Consider the following 25,809-nt stretch of genomic DNA (forward strand, 5'->3'; position numbering starts at 1 on the left):
TAATCGCATGACCTTGCGCTGTATTGTTTGATGAGGAATAAATTGGCGCATGAATGCCGTTGAAATCGAAGAAGCAGTATCGGAACTTGCCCTAGCGCCGTTTGACGCGGGTGAGTTCCCGTTCGCTTTTCTCGCGGCATTTGGCAACAAGGCGACTACGATCAAGCGGCTGCGCAGCGGCAACAGTAACAGCAGCGATATCGAACATGGCGTGTTGCAGCGCAATCATATCCATATCGCGACGTGTGATGTGGAAGCGGTTGACCAAACATTAGCCGCTCTGCGGGAAAGCCTCAAAACGACTGCCGCCAAAGCCAAGTTTATTCTAGCAACCGACGGCGAGACGTTGCAGGCCGAAGACCTGACCAGCGGCGAAACCATCGCCTGCGAATATGTAAAATTCCCGGACCATTTCGGTTTTTTCCTGCCGCTCGCTGGCATCACTACAGTCAAGCAAATCCGGGAAAGCTCGTTCGACATTCGTGCGACGAGCCGCCTCAATCGTCTGTATGTCGAACTGCTGAAGGATAATCCTGACTGGGCCGTTGCCGAGCGTCGTCCGGACATGAACCATTTTATGGCGCGGTTGATCTTCTGCTTCTTTGCCGAGGATACCGATATTTTTAATGGCGATGGGCTGTTCACTGCAACGGTCGATCAGATGAGCGAGCGCAATGCATCTAACACCCATGAGGTGATTGGCGAAATATTTCGCGCGATGGACACCAAGCTGGCCGAACGTGCCTCTGCAAACATCCCGCGCTGGACTGATGCTTTCCCTTATGTAAATGGCGAGCTATTTTCCGGCAATACCGATGCACCCCGTTTTAGCAGGATTGCGCGATCCTATCTGCTCCACATTGGCGGCCTCGACTGGACAAAGATCAATCCGGATATTTTCGGAAGCATGATACAGGCAGTCGCGGATGATGAGGAGCGCGGCGCGCTGGGAATGCACTATACCAGTGTGCCCAATATCCTGAAGGTTCTTAACCCGCTCTTCCTCGACGATTTGCGCGCGCAACTGGAAGCGGCAGGAGACAATGCCCGCAAGCTGCTCAATCTGCGCCATCGTATGGCGAAAATCCGGGTGTTCGATCCAGCCTGCGGATCGGGCAATTTTCTGGTAATCGCCTATAAAGAAATGCGTTCCATTGAAGCGGATATCAATGAGAAACGTGGCGAGCCGGAGCAACGCAGCGAAATTCCGCTAACCAATTTTCGCGGGATTGAGATACGTGACTTCCCCGCTGAAATTGCTCGACTGGCTCTGATCATCGCTGAATATCAATGCGATGTAACCTATCGCGGACAGCAAGAGGCGTTGGCTGAGTTTCTTCCGCTAAATGCGGAGAACTGGATTACTTGTGGCAACGCACTACGGTTGGATTGGCTCAATATCTGCCCCCCAACTGGAACAGGTGTAAAAGTTACAGGCGATGATCTGTTTGAAACTCCGTTAGATCAGAGCGAGATCGATTTCGAGAATGAGGGCGGAGAAACTTACATTTGCGGAAACCCACCATATTTGGGGAGCAAGTGGCAATCGAATGAACAAAAATCTGATTTGGAGGTCGTATTTAGCGAAACTTCAGCTGATTGGAAGTCCCTTGACTACGTTACCGCATGGTTCGCTAAAGCCGCTCAATATGCCATTCAAACCGATACTTCGACCGCTCTCGTGTCAACAAACTCAATCTGCCAAGGCCAACAAGTTCCTATTCTTTGGAAGGAAATATTTCGGCTAGGACAGAGAATTTTTTTTGCTCACACTTCATTTAAATGGTCCAATCTTGCCAGCCATAACGCGGGAGTTATCGTCGTAATTGTCGGGATATCATCCTCAGGGAAAGGTACTGCGAGTCTATTTTCTGCCGGCGACAATGGAGAAACAGTAAAAAAGGATGTGGCGAACATAAGTCCATATCTTGTTGATTCACCGTCAGTCTTTATCGAAAAACGAAGAAAACCAGACGATGATCGAGGAGAAATGCTGTTTGGGAATATGCCTCGTGATGGTGGCCACCTAATACTGAATGCAGGCCAACGAGCAGAGATTTTGCAAACCCACCCTGAAGCAAGGGCATTTATTAGACGATTTACTGGTTCCGAAGACATGATCCGAGGAAAAGTTCGATACTGTATTTGGGCTAGTGGTAAAGGTGAACAGGCATCAAGAATTCCACCTCTGGCTAGCCGATTTGACGCGGTAGCAGCTGAAAGGTCGCAAAGTCGTGCTGCTTCGACACAGTCTTTTGCACAAAAGCCGCATCGATTTGTCCAAATTCAAGGCGTAGCAAAGCAGCATAGCTTTATTATACCGAGAGTCAGTTCAGAACGGAGGCGATATCTGCCAATAGATTTGGATTCCAGCGATACAGTTGTGGCTGATAGTGCTTTCGCAATATACGACGCACCGATGTGGAATTTTGCCATAATCGCCTCTCGCCTTCACCTTGTTTGGATTGGTGCGGTTTGCGGCAAACTGAAGTCTGATTTTAGATATTCGAATACTATTGGCTGGAATACGTTTCCAATCCCGAATCTCACCGCTCAAAATCTAGAGGATTTGGAGGATACAGCACGAGCTATTTTATTAGCACGAGAGCAGCATTATCCTGCAACAATTGCCGAATTGTATGACCCCGATCGAATGCCTGACAATCTCATCAGGGCGCATGAAAAAAATGATGAGGCTATTGAGCGAATTTATGCCGGTAGAAAATTTCGGAACGACACCGAACGACTAAGTAAACTCTTTGAATTCTACAGCCAAGGTTTGGAGCAATAAACATGCAGATAGAAGCGATTCTTCAGCCAACGAAAACCTCGACGTTAGAACAAATTAAGCAGAGTTTGGGTTCTGACGAAAATGTAAAAGTCGATGTCGCTGTGGCGTACATCACTTCTTCTGGATTGAAGCCGTTTCTCAAGGCACTGTCATCCGATAATATAGGAACCCTAATACCACAGCGAATGCGATGGATCACTTCTTTCGACTACCTTAGGACTGACCCAGCAGCTCTGGCTAAAATATTAGAACTAGACTCTCGGCGGATAAGAATAGTGGACGGGCAAAATAGTCTAAAAAGAAAGTGCAATCCGCTTAAACCATTTCATCCCAAAGTTTTCTTGTTCGATGGAAAGCTCAAGCGCTCAGTAGTTGTTGGATCTGGCAATCTTTCTTATTCAGGCCTTTCACGAGGTCATGAAGCGGGCCTCGTTCTCCGAAGCAAACGAAAAGGCAATACCAAGAACAAGACTGCTTTACGTGCGGTAAGTCAATTTTCTGGTTGGTATGGCAAGCTTTGGCAGGAGTCTGATATCCTTACAGGCCAAATGTTACGCGAATACCAAAAAATTTACGATTCCTCTGAGAATTTAAGTCGTCCTGCAATCACAGAAGACGATGTTATGCCAGAAAGCGAAGTTAACGGCGGTTTGTCTCTTGAAAACCTTACTCAGCTTCGGGCGTGTCGCAGATTCTGGATTCAAGAAAAGAACGTCACCAAAAACCGAGGCGTAAATTTGCCCGGCAACCAGATAATGCTCAAGAGGATGTCACGGGTTTTTTTTGGAGTCGCGGCTCTCGATGTTACTCCAGATACCCATCTCAAAGATTTATGGATTGAGTATCAGTCTGAAGGCTTTCGACATTGTACGCTTTCTTTCAGCAACAACAATATGGATAAATTGACACTTCCAATCCCAGGTGATGGGGGGCCCCAAGCTTATGACGACAGATGTTTGCATTTCGAACGACGCTCGCCAGAGAGGTTTACACTTCGAATATTGAACAAGCAGGAGAAACAAAAGGCTATTGCCGCTAGTAAAAAAATAGACGGGGATTTTAAGCTGAAAAGCGGCCGTGAATGGGGAGTGTACTGATGCACCGAAACGTATATTTTCTAAAGATGGGGCTAGGATGACCACCGCAAAGCCAATCCCAGCAGTCACTTTTCAAACGGCTCATACCGGCGTTTCTAACAAGTCGAACGAAATGGGTATGCGTCCAATGCAGGAGCGGGCCTATGCGAAGCGAGGCGAACAATATCTGCTAATTAAATCGCCGCCTGCATCCGGCAAATCTCGCGCTCTGATGTTCATTGCGCTCGACAAGCTTGCCAACCAAAATTGCAAGCAAGTCATTATTGTGGTGCCGGAAAAAACCATTGGGGCGAGTTTTGGCAATGAACCTCTCAGCGACTTTGGCTTCTGGTCCGATTGGGAAGTAAAGCCGCAATGGAATCTGTGCAACGCGCCCGGAATAGACGAACCGCGTGTTGCCAAGTCCAAGGTAAAAGCCGTTGGCGAGTTTCTTGCCAGCGATGACAAGGTGCTAGTCTGTACCCATGCGACCTTCCGCTTTGCCACCGATGAAATGGGCGTTGAGGCATTTGATGGGCGTTTGATCGCGGTTGATGAATTCCATCATGTCAGCTCTAATCCCGATAATCGGCTGGGTAGTCAGCTTGGTGAGTTTATCGGGCGCGACAAAGTTCATATGGTCGCGATGACCGGCAGCTATTTTCGCGGGGATGCCGAAGCTGTAATGGCTCCGAAAGATGAAGCGAAATTCGATACCGTAACTTACACATATTATGAGCAACTCAACGGGTATGATTATCTGAAAACGCTCAACATTGGCTATTTTTTCTACACCGGCCAATATCTGAGCGCGATTGAAAACGTGCTCGACCCGGCGCGCAAGACTATCGTTCATATTCCCTCGGTCAACAGCCGCGAAAGCACTAAGGAAAAGATCAAGGAAGTCGAGCATATCATGGATGCGCTGGGCACTTGGAAGGGTGCTGATCCAAAAACGGGTTTCCATCTGATCGAATTGCCGGATGGGCGGACAATCAAGATAGCCGATTTGGTGGATGATGATCCAGTCAAGCGGGACCGGGTGTCGGCGGCACTGAAAGACTCATCACAGCGGAATAATCGCGATCATGTGGATATCATCATCGCTCTGGGCATGGCCAAAGAAGGTTTCGACTGGATTTGGTGTGAACACGCGCTCACCGTGGGCTACCGCTCTAGTCTCACTGAAATCATCCAGATAATTGGCCGCGCTACCCGCGATGCCAAGGGAAAAGAAGTCGCTAGCTTTACCAACCTCATCGCGGAGCCGGATGCTTCGGAAGAGGCGGTGGTCGATGCGATCAATGATACGCTGAAAGCCATTGCGGCCAGCCTATTGATGGAACAGGTTCTGGCCCCGCGTTTTAACTTCACGCCCAAAAATGCTGGTGCGCAGGAAGGCTATGATTATGGCGAAGGTGGCTATGTTGAGGGGCAAACCAATGTCGGCTTCCATGAAGAGCGCGGTCAGTTTCACTTCGAGATCAACGGTCTTGTCGAGCCAAAAAGCGAAGAAGCGAGTCGGATTTGCACCGAAGATTTGAACGAGGTTATTACTGCCTTTGTGCAGGATAAGACTGCGCTTGAACGCGGCATGTTTGATGAAGAAACCGTTCCGGAAGAATTGACACAACTGAAGATGGGCAAGATCGTCCGCGACCGCTACCCTGAACTCAGCGATGAAGATCAGGAAGCAGTCCGCCAGCATGCTGTTGCCGCGCTTAACCTGACACAAAAAGCGAAAGAACTTGCGAGTGGCGATGCCCAGGAAGGCGATGATGCGAAGGCCAACACAGCACTGATCGATGGTGTTCGCAAATTTGCGATGGATGTTCGCGATCTCGACATTGATCTCATCGACAGCATCAACCCGTTTGAAGCGGCTTATGCTGTTCTGGCCAAGTCGATGAGTGAGGGTACGCTCAAGCAGGTCGCGTCGGTTATCGCCGCCAAAAAAGTCAGCATCTCTCCCGATGAAGCTCGCGATCTTGCTGAACGTGCTTTGATTTTCAAGAAGCAGCGCGGACGTTTGCCCGACATAAATTCCCAAGATGCTTGGGAAAAACGACTGGCCGAAGGTGTCGCGGCGTTTGCCCGTTATCGCGAGAAATCCACCAATGGTTGATCTTTCCGATGATGAATTGCTGGCTGAACTTGGCGTTGAAGTTGAGCAAAAGAAGGCGCGAACTTACACGCCGCGCGAAGAAAGGATAATTGCAGGCTTTGAGGACATATTGAAATTCCATGACGAATATGGCCGTGCACCGCAACATGGAGAGGAACGCGATATATTCGAGCGAATATATGCGGTGCGGCTAGATCGGCTGCGCGAACTGGAAGAGTGTCGAGAATTGCTGGCTGACATGGATGAACTGGGATTACTTGATGCTGAAGCATGGGCCAGTCACACAGCCCCTGAAGATTTAGATGATGATAGCTTGCTATCGGAACTTGGTGTCGAAAGCAGCGACGAAGAAGATATTACCCAATTGCGGCATGTCCAATCACGCGAAGAAAGACGAGCGGCTGAAGAAATTGCCAACCGAGAAAAGTGCGCTGATTTCGACAAATTCCAGCATTTGTTTGAACAAGTTAAGAGCGACTTGGATAGCGGAACCCGGCTGACACGAAAGTTCGTCAAGGATGCCGGATTTTTGAAATCAGATATCGTAAAAGGCCAGTTTTTCATATTGGGCGGTCAAGTTGCCTATGTCGCGGATGTCGGCGAAATCATCAAGGCGCCGAATGGCGAATATGACGCTCGGTTGCGAGTCATCTATTCGAACGGGACGGAAAGCAATCTACTCCGTCGCTCATTGCAACGGGCGCTTTATAAAGATGAAGCCGGACGCAGAATTACCGAGCCAGAGGCTGGTCCTCTGTTCAAGTCGGAAGCCAATGACGATGATACGGAAAGCGGCACAATTTATGTGCTGCGTAGCAAATCGGATCATTCAATGATCTCGGAAAACCGCGAACTTATCCATAAAATTGGTGTAACCGGGGGAAAGGTTGAAAGCCGAATCTCCGGCGCAAAAAAAGATGCGACCTATCTGCTCTCAGACGTCGAAATTGTCGCAACCTATACGTTATACAACATCAATCGAAACAAGTTGGAAAAATTGCTGCACAGGTTTTTTTCAGGGGCACAGCTAGATTTCACAATTGAAGATCGATTTGGAAACCGAGTAAAGCCGCGCGAATGGTTTCTTGTGCCTCTGACTGTGATTGACGAAGTCGTTGGTAAAGTACGAGACAAAACCATTTCGAACTATAGATATGACCCTGAAAGTGCCTCTCTCAAAGAGACTTCCTAGATTTGGCTTTGAACTTTTCGTCAAAATAATCCGACTATCCCGGCCCTTTCGTATTTAGATATTCCGTCGCCTTGCTCGCCGCACTGGCTGCCGCAAACACAGCCTTCGCATCAGCTTTCATCGCGGACAGCCAATTGTTGATATAGCAAGCATGATCCTCACGCGGTGATGCACTGATCTCGAGATCGGCGCATAAGAATGCTGCCCCCAGTTCAGCGGTCAGTTCTTCGATAGCATAGGCATGATCGCCAAAGCGTTTGCCAAACGTCCGGTTAAGTCGATGCTTGGCTCCGGTCCAGTGGATCAGTTCGTGCAGTAGGACCGAGTGATAATGCTCGGTCGCGCTGCCAGTATTGGTATCAAAAAACCGATGCTGGTCGGGCATGGTTATCTGGTCGGTGGCTGGATTGTAACAGGCCTGTTCACCGCCCTCTTTTATGATTGCGCCGGTCCTGGCGATAAATTCTTCGACGGAAGCGATTCGGTTTACAAGATTTTCGGTTGGTTCGGGTTGGTCGGGCAATTCATACCCATCAACCTGTGCGACGTTGAAGACACGCGATGCTCTTGCCATGAACAATCGCCGCTCGGATTGATTTTCGTTATTCTCTGTCTCGTCATTTTCAAACTGCTTGTAGAAGACGATGAACGACGATTTCTCACCCTTGCGGACCTGTGCGCCTGCTTCCTGCCACTGACGGTAGGTTCCCCAAAGTCCGTGTTCGTAATTACCACTCATCGCAGCGGCCCACAGGGAGAGTATGTTGATCCCCTGATAAGGCTTGGTGCTGGAGATATTGACCGGGCGGGTTTGAGTAAAACCGCTGCGATGCCAGGGCATTTGGGCTTCGCTCGTGCCAACTTCGATGGCGGCGATGATCTGGTTGGTGATGGATTGATAGATATCAAGATGTTGTTTTTTCTTGCGTGTCATTCTGTTTTCCTTCGCCTTTGATTGAAGACGCGAGGAAATTGGCCGGTGGCCATGACAGCGGATCAGTCGGAGTAAAACGCAGACGAAACCGTCCACACGGGAGCGCAAGCGAACGGAGCGGGCAGAGGGTTGAACCGCTGGCAGAGCCGGCCATCTGAAGCGGCAAATTCGAGCAAAGGCACTAGGAAACCGACACTCAAAAACGTTATCCGATTGCCCTAATCCTATCCCAATCCAGCCCCTGCCGACTTGCTGGTCTTGGCGCTGTCCATACTCTTGTCGGCAATCGCGGTCTGCACATTCCCAGCCCGTTCATTTAATGCAGAAACCAGCTTCGCTTCGTCATTGGTATAGATCGCGACCGAATGCTTGGCGCGGGATATGGCAACATAAAAGGACTTTTGGTCGATAAGGTTGGTGGCTTTGCTGTCCGCATGGACCATGACATGATCGGCGGTACGACCCTGCGCAGCAAAAGCCGTTTCGACATAGGCATGACGAATATGAGAATCACGGCTGTTGTCGAGCGCGAGCGTCTGGGTTTTGCCATTTGTGGTTTTGATGACCGCCGTCCTGGCCTCTTGATCAATGGCTTTGACCTCAACGCGCTGACCATTGATGCGGTCAAGTTCACGATCATTGCGGGTGAACATGATGCGGTCACCGGTTTTGAGTTCCATTGTTTGGGTAGCAAAAGCCTGTGACTTGCCCGTGCCCCATTGTCGCAGTCGCCAGTCGATATCGCGTCCGTCTTCGGATTTGAGCGCTATCGCCGCCTTGGCCGGGTCGATTTTTGCGACACAGTAGCTTTCACCGCGCGATACGCCCTTGTGCGCATAATCCTTGGTGAAGCGAATGACGTCACCCTTGGAATAGCTAGCAAAATCGCGCGCTTCCACGCGAGTCAGCCCTTTGTTGACAAGGCTCTGCGCCTCAATGGCAGAGCCGGTGAGCACGCCGGATTTCGCAAGCTGTTTGCGGATTTCATCGGTCAGCGTGTCCCGACCTTCACGCGATGGTTCGACAATCAAGGATTTGCTTTGCTCGGCCTTGTCCAATCCAGCATAGGCTTTGGCGATAGCGGCAAAGCGATCCTCGCGTTCCGCAGTTTCAACAATCCTGCCACCACCACCATTGATCGCAGCCAGCGCCTTTCTGGCGTCGCCTTCAATCGAAGCCAAAACAGCCTCCTTGGCGGCGCTATTGGTCTGGCGCAATATCTCGCCCAGCTTGGCGGTTTCAATGCCTGCTTTTTGAAGCTGCGCGAAAGCGGCTCCTGCTTCCACCGATCCTAGTTGTTTGATATCGCCAACCAGAAGCACCCGCGCATCCTGCTTTTCGGCCATATCAAACAGCTTGGCGGTATCGCGTGATGACAGCAGCGATGCTTCATCGACTATCCACACGGATTTTCCACTGCCGCTGCCATCGGGCGCTAGAAAATGCCGCGCCACCGTGTCGGCTCGCGTTTCAAGCGCGTTTCCGAGCGTCATCGCCGCCGATGCTGTGGGGGCTAAAGCCGTCACACTATATCCCCGCGCTTCTGCCTCTTTCGCATAGGTTGCCAATACAGTGGTTGTCTTGGCGGTTCCGGCATAACCTTGCAGGGCGGTAATACGGTTGCGGCTCACCAATAACTGCGCGGTTGATGACCGCTGATCCTTATTCCAGGGCAATCCAATTTTTTGCGCGTCCGCTGCTGCACTGGCAACTGCTTTCGCTGCGACAACCGGTGATGCAATCGCGGTCATCATGCCGCGACCCAAATTCTCCTGCCGCAACATGCGCTGTTCGATGTCGAGATTTTCGCGGGTGGTAAAGCCGGAAAATTCCGCGCCGCGTTTATCCTCGAATTGTCGCGGCAACAAATCACCCGCATTTGCAGCATCTGCAATCGCGCTTTGGATCTGGGCATGGCTGACTTGCCCCAATCCAAATCTTCCCGCTGTCTCTTCCAAGCTGCTCTCCGCAAAAACGGATTTGCGTTCGCTCAAATTCTGGATGGCACGTGCGACAGCCCGTTCGGCCATGATCTGGCCCTTAGCTGCAATGCTTTCGGACGCCGCGCTGTTCGCGGCCTGTGCTTTAGCGCCTTCCACCATATTCATCCGCTTTTTGAGGCCAAAGCCCGCTGCGTCTGCGGTATCGCGCCAATCCTTGACCAGCTTCACATGATCAATGCCACTTTTTGCATCCCGCGTATCAAGCGCGGCGATCTGCTTCTCGGCGGCGCTGGCCTGCTCCCGCGTCTTGCCGCGCTCTGCCAATCGATCTTCGATAGCAGCGCTACGCGCGCTAAAGGCATTGATCACATCTTTCGAGACGCCTTTGATCTCAAACATCGATTCTTTGCTGGTTTCAATTTGATAACCCAGCTCGCGAATTTTTAATGCCAACTCCTGCCGATACACCGCGCCAATCTGCATTTGCAGCTGATAGATGGCGCGCGGTTCCAGACTGCGCCAATTGCCTTGCCTGTCCTGCGTGGCGTTCAAGATCACATTATGTGTGTGAAGCTGCGGGTCTTGCGCACGGCTTGTACCGTGCTGGAAAGACGCAATGGCGAGATTGCCGGTGGCCTCGCGAGTGACAATGCTGTCTTCACGAACGCGCGTTGCGGCCATATGCTTTTCGACAAAACCCAAAGCGGTTTTGACCGCTTCGCTATGCGCATTAATGAGCCGCCTGTCGCCAGCCACCTCGGCCATAATCGACACCGATTTAGGCGCGCTCAAAGTGACATCCCATCCGGGGCGGTGTTCCAACTTACCATCGCGCATGGTTCCAAGCTGCTCGCCAGCAACCTTGCCTTCGAGCAATTCCTTGAACTGTTCGCGGTCTACATCTCCGGAAAGGCCAAGCGCCTGTGCGCCTTCGCCCTGCCATTCGGACGGCGCTAACCCGCCTTCGGCATAATAATCATCGGCCTCATAATAGCTGGCGGCTTGCCCCGCACTTGAAAGCGCTGAGACCGAAGCGACCATCAGACCATCCCGGCTGGCAAGGGCGGTTGGTTATCGTCTGCTTCTGATGTCCGATTCCACAATGTCTGCACAACTTCACCCGCCACAAAGGGGCGCTGGTTTGGATCGCCTCGCGTAATAATATGGCTATTGGTCAATGCAATTTTCGCCACCGGATAGCCATCGGGCAAAAGCAAATAGCCTTGATACTTTCCAAGGCGCAGTTCGCTTTCGAGGACGGCAGGGCGCAAATGGCGGGTTGTCGTAAGTGAAGTCCGGGGCTTTTCTCCGGATAGCGAAAGCATATCGGTTGTCGTGCGCATTTCAATCTCGCATTCGCCAATAGTGTTGCTCGCCCAAACGCGGGTTTCCTGATCGACCGTTTGCAAAAACAGCTTTGTATTGCAGCAAGCGAGCATGGATTCTGCGATATTTGGTCCGTAGCGATGCTGCATTTGTCCAAGCGCCTGAAAGGTCAGCATGATCGCTGCGCCAAACTTGCGGCCCTCGGGTAAGAGACGTGCAAGATTTTCCACTTTCGGTAAATCTGCCAGCTCGTCGAGGATAAACCAGATGCGTCGGTCGGGGGATGGCGATAATCCCAATACCGCGCTTGCCGCACATTCAAGCCAGCAAGCCATCAAGGGTTTCGCCGCTTCAAAATAATCCTCTTTGCGTGGCACAAATATCCACGGCTTTGGGCCAGTGTGCTTATCAAGATTATGAATGAAATTGCGAAATGCAAAGGGTGTTCCACCGGTATTGTCGGCGCGCAAAAACTGAATCAGGTTCGCGGCCTTAGCGAGCATGAAGAGGACGCTGCCCGTTGCTCGGTCGGCATCATCGGCAAAGGTCCGCGCCGATGATGTATGGCCCAACCAATGTTTGAGTTCTTCTTTGCTTTTTACCTGCAAGGCATCGAACAAGGCTTCGAGGCTGCAATTGCCCTCGCGCCATAAGGCGCGCAGCATATTGGCAACCAAGATGCGACTTGTTTCCAGCCAGACATCATCGTCATAGCTGCCGGTTTCGGAGACAAGCTGATGCGCGATGCGGTCTGCATCTGCGGGGTGGGAAATCTCATCGAATGGCGACCAATAGGCACATCGGGCATCGAACGGATTGAGAATGATGTCGCCGCGCGCTGGATTGTAGTAATGCGCGATAAACTCGCCGCTGGTATCATAAACTAGTGCTGCATCGCCGCGCTTCTCGATCCGGTCCAGCATCTGGCGCAAGACCGTTGTCTTGCCGCTACCGGTGGTCCCGATCATAGCGAAATGTCGCGTCTCGCAGCGGTCCGGAACGGGTACTTTACCAATTTCCAACGATTGCAAGCTGGCCTCTTCGGAAGCGAGATCGACCAGCGCTTTCTCACTGACAATCTGGGTGCCACCGATGGTCCTATCCCCGAAACTGGCCTCGCCCTTTTGACGGATAAAATGGCCTATCAGCCAGTTGACAAAAAACCCTAGAAGCAATCCGAGCAATGAACCCGCTAGGGTCCATCGCAAGTAGGCGTCAGCGGGTTCACGCAGCTCTGCATCATTCACAAAGACCACCGAGGGGATGTCATACTCTTCCCCTTGCCATTTGACTTTAGAAATCATCTTTTCAGCGTTGGCGTCAGCTATCCAAACCTTCATTGACGCCCCCCAATATTGGAATGCAACTACTCGCGCATCGTTGCTCATAAGCTGATTGGGTAGAAGGAAAGCGGAGACGATTGTTGTAAACGCAATGATCCCAAATGAAAATTTAAAACGGCTTCTTCGGTATTCGATATTCTGCCGAAACAGGGCATGAAAAAGATTCTGGGGCGTGTTTTGAAGGCTCATGATCCGTCCTCCGCGATTGCGCGCTGCCGCTTGAAGGCAGCCAGAGCTTCAGCTGCAATTTTCTTGTCATCGCGCTTCATTCCGAGCGCTGAATTACGGGCATAGGAATAGGCCGCACAGGCTGTGAAAAGCGTGCGGTCTAAGACCCGATCCATCTCTGCCAAGCGTGCAGAATATTCTGCAATTTCGTTCGCTATTTCGTGAATGTCTGATTGGACACTCGCGCCTCCCACTGTCGATGAAAAGCCGCTGTTGATGATCCGCCTGAGCATCCGGTAGCGGGGAATTTGACGCTGTTCGGCCAGGCTGTTTAAGGTCCGGAACTGCGATGAATTGAGCCGGATAGTCAATTTTACCGCGCTCATGAAAACCGCCATGCGAGCGCGCTATGAGCGCGCTCTATAAATCCCGGAAAACAGCCAATCTTATGAAGGAAATGCAAAGAGCGCGCGGATAGCGCGCTCCAGGACCCGCAGAAAACCAGCATGCACCCGTGCGTGAGGTGTGTATCTAAATTGCTGCTCCGATACAAAGTATCGCGGGCATTATTCTTATCCAGAAAATATCGTCCACCGGTCATCGGAGAAGCTCCTGCTCCCGGGGGTTAATGCCATGATTTGGCTCTCCTATTTGCTCTTCGGAAATCATCGCTCGAAGGGTTGTACGTTCAAGCCAAAGGTTGATGAAGTGGTCGGCATGCTTGTTGTTACTGATGGTCTGAATCTGGCCGGGATGGGATTTCAGATCATAGCTTTGTTTGAATTCCCTGAGCGCGGTTTCAATGGCGCGCTTTATTCTCCGTTCAAGGAACAAAGTCTCGACCGGATTGAGATGGGCCATGTAACCGTCTACGGTAAATATTCCTCCGGTTGGAAAACGTAACTGGCCCACTCTCCTTCTTGGACCTTCCACAAATAGTCTGTTGCGGTTGCCGGAATATATAGTGTCAACGGGGTTGGCAAAATTTAGCCAATGCGAAATGGTCCGGCGATAGCTTTCGCCCTGGGCATTATTTTGGACCAATCTATCGACGAGCGGTTGTACTTCGGCGGCGATTTTTTCGCTTTTGCAACGGGCAAAAACATTCTTTTTGATATAGTCAAACATAGGTCATTTCCTGCTTAAATTCAGTGTTTGGGCTGAGGCGGGGAAAACTAGTAACGGCGCTCGGGCCGCGCCTCGATCCAGTCGGTAATGTCGCTGGTGCGCCAACGAATGCGTCCGTTGCCAATGTCAATCGGGGAAGGGAAATCGCCCTTGCGGACGCGCCGCCAGACGGTTGTTCGGCTCCTGATGCTGGTCAGGCGCATGACGTCCTGACAGGTGAGTAATTCTGCTTCAATCATAGTGCACTCCTTGGGGGGTTGCTGGAGTGTCAAAAGGATCAATATTGCCTTTAGCAGGACTTAGTTTTGCGAAAACCTGATGGGTCCATGAAATGCCATCACTGTTTTCCAATTGTACCTGTCCGGGCGCACTGGCCCTTTTGACAATAGGATTGATATGCAGAAACCGCACCTGTAGGAAAGAACAAATGTGGAACAAAAAGCGTTGCAGTCACCCAACGAGATCACCTCGGACTATTACGCACAGCATGGGACTATAAAAAAATTTTCTGCTTTGTTCGCTTGCCTTGATCAAAAAACATCTATTCGCATGGGAAATAGGCCGGATGCTGGAATTTGCGATTGCGAGTCGCGACTCAATCTGGAGTGCGCAATTTCTGATTTTTGGATTAATCGTCACTTCGCGCGATGCTCGTGCATTTCGGGAAGCAATCAAACAGATTTCAATTACTACTGAATAGTTGAACATCACTGAATATAAGTTATACATGCGGAACCCCTGACAGGATTCCCCGCTCTCATGAATAATCCCGCGTCTTCAAAACCAGCAATTGCCTATCGCACCGCCGGACTCACCAAAGTCTATGGCGAAGGAACGGCGGCGGTTCATGCCTTGCGCGGTGTTGATCTGGAAATCCCGTCGGGGGAGATTATTGTGCTGCTCGGTCCCTCGGGCAGCGGCAAATCGACCTTGCTCAATATCATTGGCGGGCTGGACCGCGCAACCGATGGCGAGGCGTGGTTTCAGGATCAGCTTCTCACCGAAATGGAAGATGCCGAACTGACCCAGTATCGCCGCGAAAATGTCGGGTTCGTGTTCCAATTTTATAATCTGATGCCGAGCCTGACCGCGCGCGAAAATGTCGAACTGGTTACCGAAATCGCCGATGATCCAATGGACCCGGATGAAGCGCTGGCGCTGGTCGGCCTGCGTGAACGCACAGACCATTTTCCGGCCCAGCTTTCCGGCGGTGAACAGCAGCGCGTGGCGATTGCGCGCGCGGTTGCCAAGCAGCCCAAGGTATTGTTTTGCGATGAACCCACGGGCGCGCTCGACAGCAGCACCGGACGGGCCGTGCTCAAGGTTCTCAAAAACGTCAACGATACACTTGGCTCTACCATCCTGATGGTGACCCACGCCGCCGCCACTGCCGAAATGGCGCATAGGGTGATCAATTTTGCCGATGGCGATGTGCGCGATGTGACCGAAAATAAAACCCGTATCGATCCCGAGGATATCGAGTGGTGAGCGTGATATGACGCCTCTCGACCGCAAATTGCTCCGCGACCTTTGGCAGATCAAGGGACAGGCCGTTGCCATCGGCGCGGTAATTGCCGTTGGCGTATTGATGCTGGTGATGATGACCGGTCTGGTTTCCTCGCTCGATCAAACGCGGGAAACTTATTACGAACGCTACCGGCTGGCCGATGTGTTTGCGCCGGTCGCGCGCGCGCCTGAGCGCGTCATGACAAGCCTGTCCGATCTTCCCGGCGTGGCGTCAGCGGAAGGCCGCGTCACCGGGGCTGCGCTGGTCGATCTGGAAGGCATTGACCTGCCGATTCAGGCAAAAGCGGTCTCGCTCCCCGATTTCGGTTCGCCCAAACTCAATGATATTTATCTGACCGACGGACGCAAGCTCGACGGCAACAAGCCCGATGAAATCCTGTTGCTCAAGGGCTTTGCCACCGCCTACAACATCAAGCCGGGCGATAATTTGCGGATCACAATACGCGGCGCAAGACGCGATTTTCGGGTTGCTGGCCTTGCCCAGTCGCCGGAGTTTCTCACGATAACAGCCCCCGGCGAACTGGCCCCGGACGATGCCCGTTTTGCGGTTATCTGGATGAACCGCAATACGGCCGAGGCAGCCTATGACATGGAAGGCGCATTTAACGAGGCGCTGCTTTCGTTGGCGCGGGGCGCAAGCGAACCGGCGGTGCTCGCTGCGGTTGATCGCGTACTCGCCCCCTATGGCGGGCAGAATGCCTATGGGCTGGAAGATCATGTTTCGAACAAATTTGTGACCGAAGAAATCAATGGCCTGCGCGGGATGAGCACCGGTGTTCCGCCCATTTTTCTCGCGGTTGCGGCCTTCCTGCTCTACATTGTCATTTCGCGTCTGGTGCAGGCGGAGCGCGAACAGATCGGCCTGATGAAGGCTTTTGGCTATACCAACAACGAAGTCGGTCTGCATTATTTCAAACTGGTCATCATTATAGCCGCAGGCGGCGCTTTGGCGGGATGTCTGTTTGGCATCCTTGCTGGCAATGGCATGGCCAATCTTTATCTCCAATATTTCAAATTCCCGTTCCTGATTTTCCAGCTCAGCCCCGGCTCTTTCATTGCAGGTATTTTGATTAGCGTACTGTCTGCATCGGTGGGCGGGCTATTTGTATTGCGTCAGGTTTTCGCGCTCACCCCGGCAGTGGCGATGCGCGCACCCGCGCCTGATGATTACAGTAAATCGGCTAATTTCGGTCAGGCTATCAACCGCCTGCTTGACCAGTCCAGCCGCATGGTGGTGCGGCGCGTGACCCGCCAGCCGGGCCGAATGCTAGGGGCCATGGCCGGTATTGCGGCGGGTATGGCGCTCTCCGGCGCGATGATTTCGGTCATGTCGGGCTTTAATGCGACCATTGATCTTGCCTTTGGAGTGATTGACCGGAGCGACGTTACGGTCAGCTTTACTGATCCTCGTTCGGACAAAACGATATTGGAATTGCAACGGATGCCGGGTGTAATCGAGGTCGAACCGGTGCGGATCGTCCCTGCTGTGCTGCGTAATGGCCTCAAGACCAATCGCGGCGCGATCAACGGGCTGGTCACCAATCCACGGCTCAACCGCGCTATTGATAAAGATGCAAAGACCATCGCCATGCCGCAAGAAGGCGTGGTGCTGGCGACGTCGCTGGCGGCCATATTGGAGATAAATCCCGGCGATATGCTTACCGTTGAAGTGCGCGAGGGGCGGCAGCCTATATTGCAAATTCCGGTTGTCGGCGTGACCGACAGTCTGTTGGGGTCGCCCGCATACATGAATATCGAAGCGCTTAACCGCGCGATGCGAGAACCAGGCCGGGTTTCCGGTGCTTATTTGCGCATCGATTCTGACCGCAGCGATGAAATTTATACAAAGCTGAAAAATATGCGCTCGGTCGCCGGGGTCAGCTTGAAAGAGGACGCGCGTGTTTCATTTCAGAAGCTGATGGACGGGGGCGCGGGAGCGATGCGCTATGTAATGGCGGTCATCGCGTTTATCATCACCTTTGGCATCGTCTATAACAGCGCGCGCATTGCCCAAGCTGAACGCCAGCGCGATCTGGCCAGCCTGCGGGTCATCGGCTTTACCAAGGGCGAAGCTGCTTTCGTTCTGCTTGGAGAGATTGCCATCGTCACGCTGGTCGCGTTGCCGCTTGGTGCTTTGCTCGGATATTTCCTGACCTTTGGAATCGCCGCCGGGTTTAGCAGTGATTTATACCAGATTCCGGGCAATTACGGGCGCAGCGATTTCGGCATGGCCGCAGTCGCCGTGCTCGCGGCGTCACTGGCATCAGGCTGGCTGGTCAAACGCGATGTTGACCGGACAGAACTCATATCCGCCCTCAAAACCAAAGAATAGAAGAAGAGTAAGTCAATGGCCAAGAAGAAGAAAAATTCCCGCAAACTGCTGACTATCGCAGCGGTTGGCATTGTTGCGCTGCTATTGCTCTACGCCTTTTGGCCAAGCCCGGCGATGGTCGATATGGGAGAGGTCACGCAGGGGCCAATGCGCGTGACGATAAATGAGGAAGGCCGCACCCGTGTTCATGACAGTTTTCAAGTCTCCACACCGACCGAAGGGCGTTTGTTGCGGGTTGATGTGGAAGCAGGCGATAACGTTTCAAAAGGCATGATTGTAGCGCGGATGACACCGGCCCCGCTTGACTCGCGCAGCCGTGCGCAGGCGCGGGCTTCCGTGACATCAGCACAGGCAGGGTTGCGCTTGGCGGCCAATGGCGTCGGGCAAGCGCGGGCCGATAAACGGCTGGCCGATCAAAATCTGGCGCGTGAACGCAAACTCTGGGAGCTTAAATCGACCAGTCGCGCAGCGCTTGATATGGCCATTCGCGATGCCCAGAGCGCCAATGCTTCCGTGCAATCCGCGCAAAGCACCGTTGCAATGCGGCGGGGCGAGCTGACAGCCGCGCAGTCGCAGCTTATCGGCAGCAGCGGAAGCGGCGGCGCTATCGCCATTCGCGCCCCGGCAACGGGCCGCATCCTTAAAGTCATGCAGCAAAGCGCCGCAACTTTGGCGGCGGGTACGCCGGTCATGGAAATCGGTAATATCACCGGTGATCTGGAAATATTGGTCGAGCTTTTATCTACGGATGCGGTCAATGTCTCGGTTGGCGATCAGGTGCTGATCGACAATTGGGGTGGGCCAAAGCCGCTGCGCGGTGAGGTTGCCATAATTGAACCACAGGGCTTCACCAAATTTTCGGCGCTCGGCGTCGAGGAACAGCGGGTCAATGCCATCGTCCGTTTCACTGGCACGCAGATAGCAGAAGCAAATCTCGGCAGCGGTTTTCGCGTCGAAACCCGCATTATCGTCTGGCAGGACAAGGATGCGGTCATCGTACCGTCGAGCGCATTGTTTCGCGATCAGGGTAAATGGGCGGTATTTGTGGTTTCGGGAGGCGATGCACAGCTTCGCCGGGTCAAGATCGGGCGCAATAATGGGACGCAGGCACAAGTGCTCGATGGTCTGAAAAAAGGTGACAAGGTGATCCTCTATCCCTCGTCCGACATTGTTGATGGCACGGATGTCGAGCAAAGGGAGGTCGGTTAAAATGGCAAGCAAGAACAAGCTGGGCAAAGCCGAACAGGATTTTGTGGACCGGATGGGCATAGTTGCCGAAGGCGATGGGCTGGCCCGGATAACAGGCCGCATCTGGGGATTGTTGATGGTCACTGGCGACCCGCTGACCTCCGCTGAAATTGCTGATCTTCTGGTCATCAGCCGGGGTAGTGTCAGCACCAATATGAAGCGTTTTCCGGCCAATCGCCGTATTGTCGAGCAGGCGGCAGACGCAATTGACCGGCCCGATGTTCGTGATCGGTTGAACGATCTTGGCGGCTTTTATGCGCTGCTCGAAAATGCCTATGGGGATATGCTGGACACGCTTGAAAAGCGGAGCGACAAATGAAGCGTACTGGCAAGATAAATGCGCTTTTGGGCCTGTTCGCTTGCAGTCTGGCTGTTATCTCTTGCACGACCAGCAAGCAAGCGCAGCCGACAATAGCGCAGGACGTACCCGCGACATTTGCATCCCCTGCGCAGGCGGGCGTTGTCGAGGATCAATGGTGGAAACGCTTTGGTGACGAGCGCCTCAACGCTCTGGTTGACAAGGCGGTGGCCGACAATCCGTCCATTGGAAAGGCCATTGCGCGGGTCAAGCAGGCTCAGGCACAGGCCCGGATTGCGGGTGCCGACCGGTTGCCGCAGTTGGGTGTTGGTCTCAATGCATCAAAACAGAAGCAGACGCTTGCCAGCCTGGGCATCGCGCTGCCCGGTACTGGTCAGGCAAATAACCAGTCCTCCTTTACGATTGAAAATTACCAACTGTCCGCCAATGTCAGCTGGGAGATCGATCTTTGGGGAAAATTATCGGCCCAGTCGGCGGCGGCGCGCACCGAGTTTCTGGCCAGCAAGGACAATTTGCGAGGCGTACGTCAAACCATCGCCGCCCAGACCGTGCGATCCTATTTTGCGGTCATCGAAGCACAGCAGCAAGTCAGCCTGTCGGAAGATATTGTCAAAACTTACGCTGAAACAGCGCGCCAGATTGGCAACCGTGTCCAATATGGAAAATCACCGCCCAATGACGGCTTGCTCGCCAAATCCAATCTGCGATCTGCCCAGGCCGATCTCGAACAGCGCAAACAAAATTTTGAACGCGCCACGCGTCAGCTGGATATTCTTACCCGCGATTACCCTGACGGTGTGGTTGACGTCGCATCCGCATTGCCCGCTGTTCCGCCCGCACCGCCAGCGGGGCTGCCAGCTCAATTGCTTGAACGTCGCCCCGATATTGCTGCGGCAGAACTTTCTCTCAAAGCTGCCGGATACAGGCTAACCGCCGCCGAGCGATCCTTCCTTCCAAGCATCGAACTGACCGGACTGGCAGGCACGTCCAGCACGTCGCTTGCCAATATCTTCGATCCTGCGTTTTTTATCTGGTCGATTGCCGGTCAGTTATTGCAGCCGGTGTTTCAGGGTGGCCGTTTGCGGGCGCAGGTCGAACTGAGGGACGGAGAACGCGATGAAGCACTGGAAAATTTTGCCGACACCGTGCTCACCGCTCTGTCTGAAGTGGAAACCGCGCTGGCCATAGAACAGAATCTCGCCCGTCAGGAAACTGCGCTTGCCGCTGCTGCCGATGATGCCCAGCGGGCTGCCAAGATTGCGTTCAATCGCTATTATGTCGGCAGCGACCCGTTTCTCAATGTGCTCGAAGCGCAGCAACGGGCATTTGATGCCAGAGGCGCCTATCTAACCACGCGCAAGGCGCGATTTGACAATCGTATCGCGCTCCATCTCGCGCTTGGCGGCGGGTTTGTGCCGGCAAAGGAGATCATTGACTTTCCGGAACAGAATAACTGATTGGGATGAGCAAATCGAGTATCATCGCACCGCCTTCCTTTTGGGAAGCGGCACATACAATGCAGGGATGACGAAGCACACAGGCTAAAACATTAGTTTGCCAAAGGTGAGCAAGATTACTCTGTCGAGCGAGAGTCCGCTTACAGGCATCTGAAAAATGTGCCTGAGCGGCTATGATGAGGGCGCGTTTCAGACATAAGATGCGGCCGGTGCGAACGACCGCTATTGGGGCGTTTCCAGAAAGGCTGCGTTCGAAAAGTTGTGATGGCAAAGCGGTCATTTAGTAGGAACTATGACGCACTTCAGGTTGGACGAATGAGTCAACTTGGCTGGCATCAGCAGGTTTGATTTGGAAAAATGGTTTCTGACATAAGAAATATCTTATTGTAGAAACTGGACCAGTTTCTGACATAGGGCTTGGAAGAAGCAAAACAGCAGCGCCTCTTTGCGCTGCTTTACAGGAACTAAAAGAACTACATTTTTGCAGCTAGAAGCAAGGCCCACCTTGTCCTGCCTGATGTGCTAGCGTCAAGGCCTTGAATAGCACCATGTCCAATTGGATCGAAAGCCCCTTATCGGCAATCGCCCAAACCAACGATGTTCAAGTCGCTGGTTTCAAAGTTTATTGACAAGAGCAAGATGATTGATCGTTGACTACTCAGTTAAGATAGACAGCGTTTCGAGATGTTTCTCAATATAGTCGATAACCTCGGATGTGATGCCCAGATGTGCCTTGTTCTTCTGCCAGTAATCCATAAATTGCTCTATAGTCTCATCGGCAGCCATAATTAGCGGCTTTTCAGGCAGTCCGGCTTTGTCTGCCATGAAGGCGATTTCATCTTTGTTGAAGTCGGAAAATCGTTTTACACGAGCAAATTTGAGCGCAGTGTCATCGCCAGGCACATAGGGCAATGTCGAGAGCAAGTCATAGGCTGGGGACAAGATCGGTGAGCGACCATCAGGATAAATGAGCGACCAGTTCTTGATATGCATGTCACCGTTTCCAATGAGTGCTGAGAACACTAAGCGGCGCATGAATTCGACGGCGCTGTCGAGGTCAGAAACCTGCCCGATAACATCCAAGATGTTGCGATAACTGGCCTTTTTGTACTTATCGGCAGGGTAAACGCCAAATATCTGCGCGAAGTCCTCGATATGGATGGCGCCAGTTTCGGATCGGTCAAATCGTTTGATCGCGAAAGCTGTCTCACCAATTTTTTCGATATCATCGGGCAGGCCATCAATGTCGCTCATTTTGAGCAAGCGGATATCAGGCACTTCGATTCCGATCTCCTTGGCAATACCCATCATAGCGAACTCATTCTCGGGAACACCATTATGCTTGGCTGAAGGGAGCTTCACGATCCAAGAGCCACCACTGCCATCCACCGGAATGGTGAGCCCATGCTCTTTACCTTTGTTTTCAAGGGCAGAGAATTTGAGTTGCACGCCTGCTAGAGAAAAACGCATCCGATCTGACGGTTCGGTCGACGGTTCCGCTGATTCAGCCTCGTCCTCGGCTGCAATTAGAGCAGCGGCTTCGGTTGGCCTGACAGTAATCGCGCCGGGAAGGTCAGCACCGAGCTTTTCGAGCAGATCAAACTCTGCATGCTCCGAAACTCCTGCACGGTCAGCAAGATATTGGCGAAGTACGCCTTCAGGGAGTAGGTTAGAAAAAAATGGCATCAAGTATGTGCGATAGGCGCGGTGTTCCGTGAGGAGATCACCAGATTGCGCGCGGAAGGAAAGCGAAAGCGTTTCTCGCTTTTCGTTGTCGATATAGGATTGTTCGAACGTAAAAATCGTCCGGTCGCCATTTAAACGTGCGATCGTACCGATATGCTCACCATGCAGATGGACCGCGAGCGCGGAGGTTTTAGTCGTCATCATAATCCTCCAATGAGAATGCCGGTTTGAGGTGCGATTGATCGAGCTCAACGCCATGGGCTATGCGATTACGCAATTCGCGCAGGCGGTTGTTGGTTTCACGGAAACGGCGTGACAATTCTTTCGGTGGGGAACCGGCTTGACGCAGTCGATCAAGGGTGCGCTCCATCGGTTTGAAAGCGTCTTGTAGCGCGCGAAGCTGTGTCTGATCGAAACGTAGGCGTTCGAGATCATCAAGCGTTTTGCTCAGTGTATCTGGCAACTTGAACTGCGCCCGATCAAGGTTAGCAAAAGCGTCTTTCATTTGCCTGATGGAGTGAATGGCACGACTGGTCGAGCCACTGGAATCAATCCCTAACTGATTAGCGCGTAGAGCACCCTGAACGGTCGGAAGGGCTTTTCTTGGAACAAGTTTGAGGTCGAGATCGAGTGTACGTGCCAGTTCCAGTATCTTTGAAAGACTTGGGTCGGTGCCGCCACTTTCGAGGCGTGCAATGTTGCTTTGAGGCAGGCCAATGCGCTCTCCCAACTCTCGTTGGGAAAGATTTTGTGCCAATCGTGCAGCACGCAATTGCTCAAGGAGCTCAGTCGCAGCATAACTCATATCAAATTCGATATCTTTCTAGTGAACCATATCATTAATGGTATCATAGATTCGAACCATTAACAATATCAATACCATATTTGATATTTATGTACATATATATACCATATGCGATATGTATTTTGGCGCAGCGAACTTTCAACTGGCAAATGGAGCGCCAAACTCAGAATAGCTGCCACTGGCGCGAACTCTCGATAAAGGCCTGCCATTTAGGCGATTCCGCCTCGCTATCGAGCCAAGCTTCAACAAATTTAATCGCCGTATCTTAACACGACACCCAACACCGCCTCACCGTTGATCGATGACCTTGTAAATCATGGCGTATTGCGGGAGATAACAGGCAGCGGCGCAACCGCCTTTTTGTGTTTGATGATTATACGAATCTTTTCCGAAAAGTAGATTGAATAGTCATTTCCAAGCCCAGCCCGGCGTCACCTTTCACCATACTTATACTAGATATTCAAACAAGTCCGATGGAACGGGCATGTGTGCGATGCAAAATGCGCACGCCGATATCATTTCACATACCTAAAGCAATCGGCCTTGCCCATCATTTACGCGCTTCCGGCGCTTCTGACGTCTTTTGAAAACCCATGGAGGCTCAGGGTCATCCATCGACCAGAGGCCACGCCGGTTTTGTCTGGCATCATCTTGCGCTTCAAAATACTCGGTTTCCCGGTCAAATGTATATTGCTCCACTACCCACGCCCATCCGTTGACGATCATTTCCAGCTCGATATTTCGGGTAGCGGGTCGACCATTCTTCACCGTACCGACGCGACATTTGCCATTCATGTAATATTCGATCCTGCCAACGCCCATCTGCTCGGTCAGAAACCCCATACACAGCACCCGTTTGTATGGGTCAATTGGCATATAGCCGGTAGATTCCTTGCCAATCGGGTCAAGAATCAACGGTTTTCCGGCTATCAAGTGATTCAGGAAATCTCTCGATTCTGGACCAAAGGGCTGGTCGATCTCCGGAGCATCTATGAATGCGAAGCGAAAGGGGATATTTTGAACCCAAGTCTCACGCAAAGGGTGCCAGACATTTGCAAGGAAGCCGTCGCCATCAAATACTTTCACGACATTTGCCCTCAACGCCTCGCCAGGGGAAACCCTATTGGGAACATCCGGAACAATGAACATGTCAATCTGCAACCGCTAAAGGGCGATCAAGCATGTAGTTAAAATATGACAGATCGATAAATGCGCGTCGGCAAGCATCGGTCGCTTGGGCAAAATGCTCCAAATTATCCAAGGTATAACGCACTCGCTTACCACCCGGTTCTTCATACCCATTGACAACACATTCGATTGATGGACTATCATTGTCACCTCCCCAGAGACCGTGCACGATGATATTTCTAATCGCTTTGATAGTGAGTGCCTGTTCAACAACAGCGTTTGCGATATCCAATTGATCGTCCGCAACTCCTGTGCGTTCTAAAAGTTTGGACCAGATATCCAGCCGCTTTTTCAACTCACCCTTTACCGGCTTGGGTTGATCGCCAAGAGCTTCTCTCATTTCGACAATGGATTTTGATAATTGTTGCTCAAGCCAGCTCCAATGAAAGAGGAACGAACCGACCTTTGACATGAGGTCGGCGAAGGTTACAAACGAGTGAGATTGGCTATTCATGGGTTGCGAATTATAGCAAATCAGTGCACTTTTCGTTTAAACCGAAAAAATGGCAGTTTCATGGGTGCTTCGTCCTTTTTTGGCGAAGTAGTTGGACTCGAACCCAAATCTAAATGCTTCTTTGGGGGCCTAACTGGGGGCCTCGACAAAATAAATCCCAGAAAAATTGATTATAAATAACAGGTTGTTGAAAGTCTCTGGTCCTCTTCTGGCACCAGATATTCATATAAATATCTGAAATAATTGAGTTATATAAATATCTGGAAAGATGGGCCACCTTTGAGTCCACCTCATTACTTGAGCTTCGGTGAGCCTAAATGTTCACGTGTGAGCAGATGATACAACATGAACAAAGGTAACTTTAAAGGCTGATCGGCATGAAGATTGATGATGCAATCGAGAAATTTAGAAAAGGAAGCTTTGAGGCTGACTTCATCCAAATTTCAATCCAGCAGGATATTAAAGTGAAGCCCTTGATGTTAATCGGGGCGGGTTTGTTTCGCCAAGATGAAACGGGACAAATAAAGCTGAAATGCTATGCGAAAGCGTCAAGCGAACGTGATTCTGTGGATCTTTTGAATAATCAGTTCAACCGGCGATCGGGCGAGCTTTTTACAGACGAAGATTACTTCAACATTCAAGCCATTGACGTATCAAACAACAAGTGGGTTTGTGAACGAACGTTGATTTCCAAGTCTTGGTCGATGCCGCTTAGTGCTGGTGCAATTCGTTGCCCCCTCCGGTTCGGCCCCTGTTGTCGTTGAACA

At 51.8% G+C, this 25,809-nt stretch carries 20 protein-coding genes; 11 read left to right on the forward strand and 9 right to left on the reverse strand.

Annotated elements, in window-relative coordinates; genetic code table 11:
- Nucleotides 1–49 precede the first annotated feature (49 nt).
- From ACO6S1_RS05910 to ACO6S1_RS05925, 4 genes are read left to right on the forward strand one after another with little or no spacing between them, the layout of a single operon-like run.
- The gene (locus ACO6S1_RS05910) at nucleotides 50–2,791 is read left to right on the forward strand and encodes a class I SAM-dependent DNA methyltransferase (RefSeq protein WP_422345394.1); all 2,742 of its coding nucleotides are present in this window, start codon (nucleotides 50–52) and stop codon (nucleotides 2,789–2,791) included.
- 2 nt (nucleotides 2,792–2,793) lie between these two features.
- Nucleotides 2,794–3,888 carry a hypothetical protein gene (locus ACO6S1_RS05915; protein ID WP_422345395.1) on the forward strand — a complete coding sequence of 365 codons (1,095 nt, stop codon included), beginning with the start codon at nucleotides 2,794–2,796 and terminating at the stop codon, nucleotides 3,886–3,888.
- Nucleotides 3,889–3,925: 37 nt separating this feature from the next.
- Complete coding sequence (locus ACO6S1_RS05920; protein WP_422345396.1) at nucleotides 3,926–5,992, forward strand: DEAD/DEAH box helicase; 2,067 nt, start codon at nucleotides 3,926–3,928, stop codon at nucleotides 5,990–5,992.
- On the forward strand, nucleotides 5,985–7,184 hold the full coding sequence (locus ACO6S1_RS05925; protein WP_422345397.1) for a GIY-YIG nuclease family protein: 1,200 nt from the start codon (nucleotides 5,985–5,987) through the stop codon (nucleotides 7,182–7,184). Before ACO6S1_RS05920 ends, ACO6S1_RS05925 begins: the two co-directional genes overlap by 8 nt.
- A 34-nt stretch (nucleotides 7,185–7,218) precedes the next feature.
- On the opposite strand, the gene ACO6S1_RS05930 is transcribed toward ACO6S1_RS05925, so the two are convergent.
- From ACO6S1_RS05930 to ACO6S1_RS05945, 4 genes are all read right to left on the reverse strand, one after another.
- Nucleotides 7,219–8,118 (reverse strand): ArdC family protein, encoded by a 900-nt coding sequence (locus ACO6S1_RS05930; protein ID WP_422345398.1) that lies wholly within the window; start codon nucleotides 8,116–8,118, stop codon nucleotides 7,219–7,221.
- A 224-nt stretch (nucleotides 8,119–8,342) separates the two neighbouring features.
- Nucleotides 8,343–11,102, reverse strand: coding sequence for a MobF family relaxase (gene mobF, locus ACO6S1_RS05935; RefSeq protein WP_422345399.1), 2,760 nt, complete (start codon nucleotides 11,100–11,102; stop codon nucleotides 8,343–8,345).
- On the reverse strand, nucleotides 11,102–12,727 hold the full coding sequence (locus ACO6S1_RS05940) for a type IV secretion system DNA-binding domain-containing protein (protein ID WP_422345400.1): 1,626 nt from the start codon (nucleotides 12,725–12,727) through the stop codon (nucleotides 11,102–11,104). The genes mobF and ACO6S1_RS05940 overlap by 1 nt, the downstream gene beginning before the upstream one ends.
- Before the next feature lie 188 nt (nucleotides 12,728–12,915).
- Nucleotides 12,916–13,284: a hypothetical protein gene (locus ACO6S1_RS05945; protein ID WP_422345401.1), complete on the reverse strand. Its 369-nt coding sequence runs from the start codon at nucleotides 13,282–13,284 to the stop codon at nucleotides 12,916–12,918.
- 247 nt (nucleotides 13,285–13,531) lie between these two features.
- Between ACO6S1_RS05945 and ACO6S1_RS05950 the strand changes: the two genes are divergently transcribed.
- Complete coding sequence (locus ACO6S1_RS05950; RefSeq protein ID WP_422345402.1) at nucleotides 13,532–13,801, forward strand: hypothetical protein; 270 nt, start codon at nucleotides 13,532–13,534, stop codon at nucleotides 13,799–13,801.
- Between the two features lie 272 nt (nucleotides 13,802–14,073).
- Here the strand turns inward: ACO6S1_RS05950 and ACO6S1_RS05955 are convergent, their stop codons facing one another.
- Nucleotides 14,074–14,265, reverse strand: a complete 192-nt coding sequence (locus ACO6S1_RS05955; protein WP_422345403.1) for a helix-turn-helix transcriptional regulator — start codon at nucleotides 14,263–14,265, stop codon at nucleotides 14,074–14,076.
- Nucleotides 14,266–14,785: 520 nt separating this feature from the next.
- On the opposite strand from ACO6S1_RS05955, the gene ACO6S1_RS05960 reads away from it, so the two are divergent.
- Genes ACO6S1_RS05960 through ACO6S1_RS05980 form a run of 5 tightly spaced genes read left to right on the forward strand, consistent with a single transcriptional unit; the run spans nucleotide 14,786 to nucleotide 20,909 of the window.
- Nucleotides 14,786–15,514 (forward strand): ABC transporter ATP-binding protein, encoded by a 729-nt coding sequence (locus ACO6S1_RS05960; protein WP_422345404.1) that lies wholly within the window; start codon nucleotides 14,786–14,788, stop codon nucleotides 15,512–15,514.
- Nucleotides 15,515–15,521: 7 nt separating this feature from the next.
- The gene (locus tag ACO6S1_RS05965; protein ID WP_422345405.1) at nucleotides 15,522–17,885 is read left to right on the forward strand and encodes an ABC transporter permease; all 2,364 of its coding nucleotides are present in this window, start codon (nucleotides 15,522–15,524) and stop codon (nucleotides 17,883–17,885) included.
- 15 nt (nucleotides 17,886–17,900) lie between these two features.
- Nucleotides 17,901–19,094, forward strand: coding sequence for an efflux RND transporter periplasmic adaptor subunit (locus ACO6S1_RS05970; protein WP_422345406.1), 1,194 nt, complete (start codon nucleotides 17,901–17,903; stop codon nucleotides 19,092–19,094).
- Nucleotide 19,095: 1 nt separating this feature from the next.
- Nucleotides 19,096–19,452 carry a GbsR/MarR family transcriptional regulator gene (locus tag ACO6S1_RS05975; protein WP_422345407.1) on the forward strand — a complete coding sequence of 119 codons (357 nt, stop codon included), beginning with the start codon at nucleotides 19,096–19,098 and terminating at the stop codon, nucleotides 19,450–19,452.
- Nucleotides 19,449–20,909 (forward strand): efflux transporter outer membrane subunit, encoded by a 1,461-nt coding sequence (locus ACO6S1_RS05980; protein WP_422345408.1) that lies wholly within the window; start codon nucleotides 19,449–19,451, stop codon nucleotides 20,907–20,909. The genes ACO6S1_RS05975 and ACO6S1_RS05980 overlap by 4 nt, the downstream gene beginning before the upstream one ends.
- Before the next feature lie 654 nt (nucleotides 20,910–21,563).
- Here ACO6S1_RS05980 and ACO6S1_RS05985 read toward each other — a convergent pair.
- From ACO6S1_RS05985 to ACO6S1_RS06000, 4 genes are all read right to left on the reverse strand, one after another.
- Nucleotides 21,564–22,796 (reverse strand): type II toxin-antitoxin system HipA family toxin, encoded by a 1,233-nt coding sequence (locus tag ACO6S1_RS05985; RefSeq protein ID WP_422346149.1) that lies wholly within the window; start codon nucleotides 22,794–22,796, stop codon nucleotides 21,564–21,566.
- Nucleotides 22,786–23,400, reverse strand: coding sequence for a helix-turn-helix domain-containing protein (locus ACO6S1_RS05990; RefSeq protein WP_422345409.1), 615 nt, complete (start codon nucleotides 23,398–23,400; stop codon nucleotides 22,786–22,788). Before ACO6S1_RS05990 ends, ACO6S1_RS05985 begins: the two co-directional genes overlap by 11 nt.
- A 528-nt stretch (nucleotides 23,401–23,928) precedes the next feature.
- Complete coding sequence (locus ACO6S1_RS05995) at nucleotides 23,929–24,549, reverse strand: thermonuclease family protein (RefSeq protein ID WP_422345410.1); 621 nt, start codon at nucleotides 24,547–24,549, stop codon at nucleotides 23,929–23,931.
- 1 nt (nucleotide 24,550) lies between these two features.
- On the reverse strand, nucleotides 24,551–25,000 hold the full coding sequence (locus ACO6S1_RS06000) for a hypothetical protein (RefSeq protein WP_422345411.1): 450 nt from the start codon (nucleotides 24,998–25,000) through the stop codon (nucleotides 24,551–24,553).
- A 419-nt stretch (nucleotides 25,001–25,419) separates the two neighbouring features.
- On the opposite strand from ACO6S1_RS06000, the gene ACO6S1_RS06005 reads away from it, so the two are divergent.
- Complete coding sequence (locus ACO6S1_RS06005; protein WP_422345412.1) at nucleotides 25,420–25,806, forward strand: hypothetical protein; 387 nt, start codon at nucleotides 25,420–25,422, stop codon at nucleotides 25,804–25,806.
- Nucleotides 25,807–25,809: the final 3 nt, after the last annotated feature.

The organism is Parasphingorhabdus sp. (genome assembly GCF_965233695.1).
GTDB lineage: Bacteria > Pseudomonadota > Alphaproteobacteria > Sphingomonadales > Sphingomonadaceae > Parasphingorhabdus.

Coding starts and splice junctions, on each gene's coding strand:
- ACO6S1_RS05910 (WP_422345394.1), top strand. CDS start 50: ATGAATGCCGTTGAAATCGAAGAAGCAGTATCGGAACTTGCCCTAGCG.
- ACO6S1_RS05915 (WP_422345395.1), top strand. CDS start 2,794: ATGCAGATAGAAGCGATTCTTCAGCCAACGAAAACCTCGACGTTAGAA.
- ACO6S1_RS05920 (WP_422345396.1), top strand. CDS start 3,926: ATGACCACCGCAAAGCCAATCCCAGCAGTCACTTTTCAAACGGCTCAT.
- ACO6S1_RS05925 (WP_422345397.1), top strand. CDS start 5,985: ATGGTTGATCTTTCCGATGATGAATTGCTGGCTGAACTTGGCGTTGAA.
- ACO6S1_RS05930 (WP_422345398.1), bottom strand. CDS start 8,118: ATGACACGCAAGAAAAAACAACATCTTGATATCTATCAATCCATCACC.
- mobF (WP_422345399.1), bottom strand. CDS start 11,102: ATGGTCGCTTCGGTCTCAGCGCTTTCAAGTGCGGGGCAAGCCGCCAGC.
- ACO6S1_RS05940 (WP_422345400.1), bottom strand. CDS start 12,727: ATGAAGGTTTGGATAGCTGACGCCAACGCTGAAAAGATGATTTCTAAA.
- ACO6S1_RS05945 (WP_422345401.1), bottom strand. CDS start 13,284: ATGAGCGCGGTAAAATTGACTATCCGGCTCAATTCATCGCAGTTCCGG.
- ACO6S1_RS05950 (WP_422345402.1), top strand. CDS start 13,532: ATGATTTGGCTCTCCTATTTGCTCTTCGGAAATCATCGCTCGAAGGGT.
- ACO6S1_RS05955 (WP_422345403.1), bottom strand. CDS start 14,265: ATGATTGAAGCAGAATTACTCACCTGTCAGGACGTCATGCGCCTGACC.
- ACO6S1_RS05960 (WP_422345404.1), top strand. CDS start 14,786: ATGAATAATCCCGCGTCTTCAAAACCAGCAATTGCCTATCGCACCGCC.
- ACO6S1_RS05965 (WP_422345405.1), top strand. CDS start 15,522: ATGACGCCTCTCGACCGCAAATTGCTCCGCGACCTTTGGCAGATCAAG.
- ACO6S1_RS05970 (WP_422345406.1), top strand. CDS start 17,901: ATGGCCAAGAAGAAGAAAAATTCCCGCAAACTGCTGACTATCGCAGCG.
- ACO6S1_RS05975 (WP_422345407.1), top strand. CDS start 19,096: ATGGCAAGCAAGAACAAGCTGGGCAAAGCCGAACAGGATTTTGTGGAC.
- ACO6S1_RS05980 (WP_422345408.1), top strand. CDS start 19,449: ATGAAGCGTACTGGCAAGATAAATGCGCTTTTGGGCCTGTTCGCTTGC.
- ACO6S1_RS05985 (WP_422346149.1), bottom strand. CDS start 22,796: ATGACGACTAAAACCTCCGCGCTCGCGGTCCATCTGCATGGTGAGCAT.
- ACO6S1_RS05990 (WP_422345409.1), bottom strand. CDS start 23,400: ATGAGTTATGCTGCGACTGAGCTCCTTGAGCAATTGCGTGCTGCACGA.
- ACO6S1_RS05995 (WP_422345410.1), bottom strand. CDS start 24,549: ATGTTCATTGTTCCGGATGTTCCCAATAGGGTTTCCCCTGGCGAGGCG.
- ACO6S1_RS06000 (WP_422345411.1), bottom strand. CDS start 25,000: ATGTCAAAGGTCGGTTCGTTCCTCTTTCATTGGAGCTGGCTTGAGCAA.
- ACO6S1_RS06005 (WP_422345412.1), top strand. CDS start 25,420: ATGAAGATTGATGATGCAATCGAGAAATTTAGAAAAGGAAGCTTTGAG.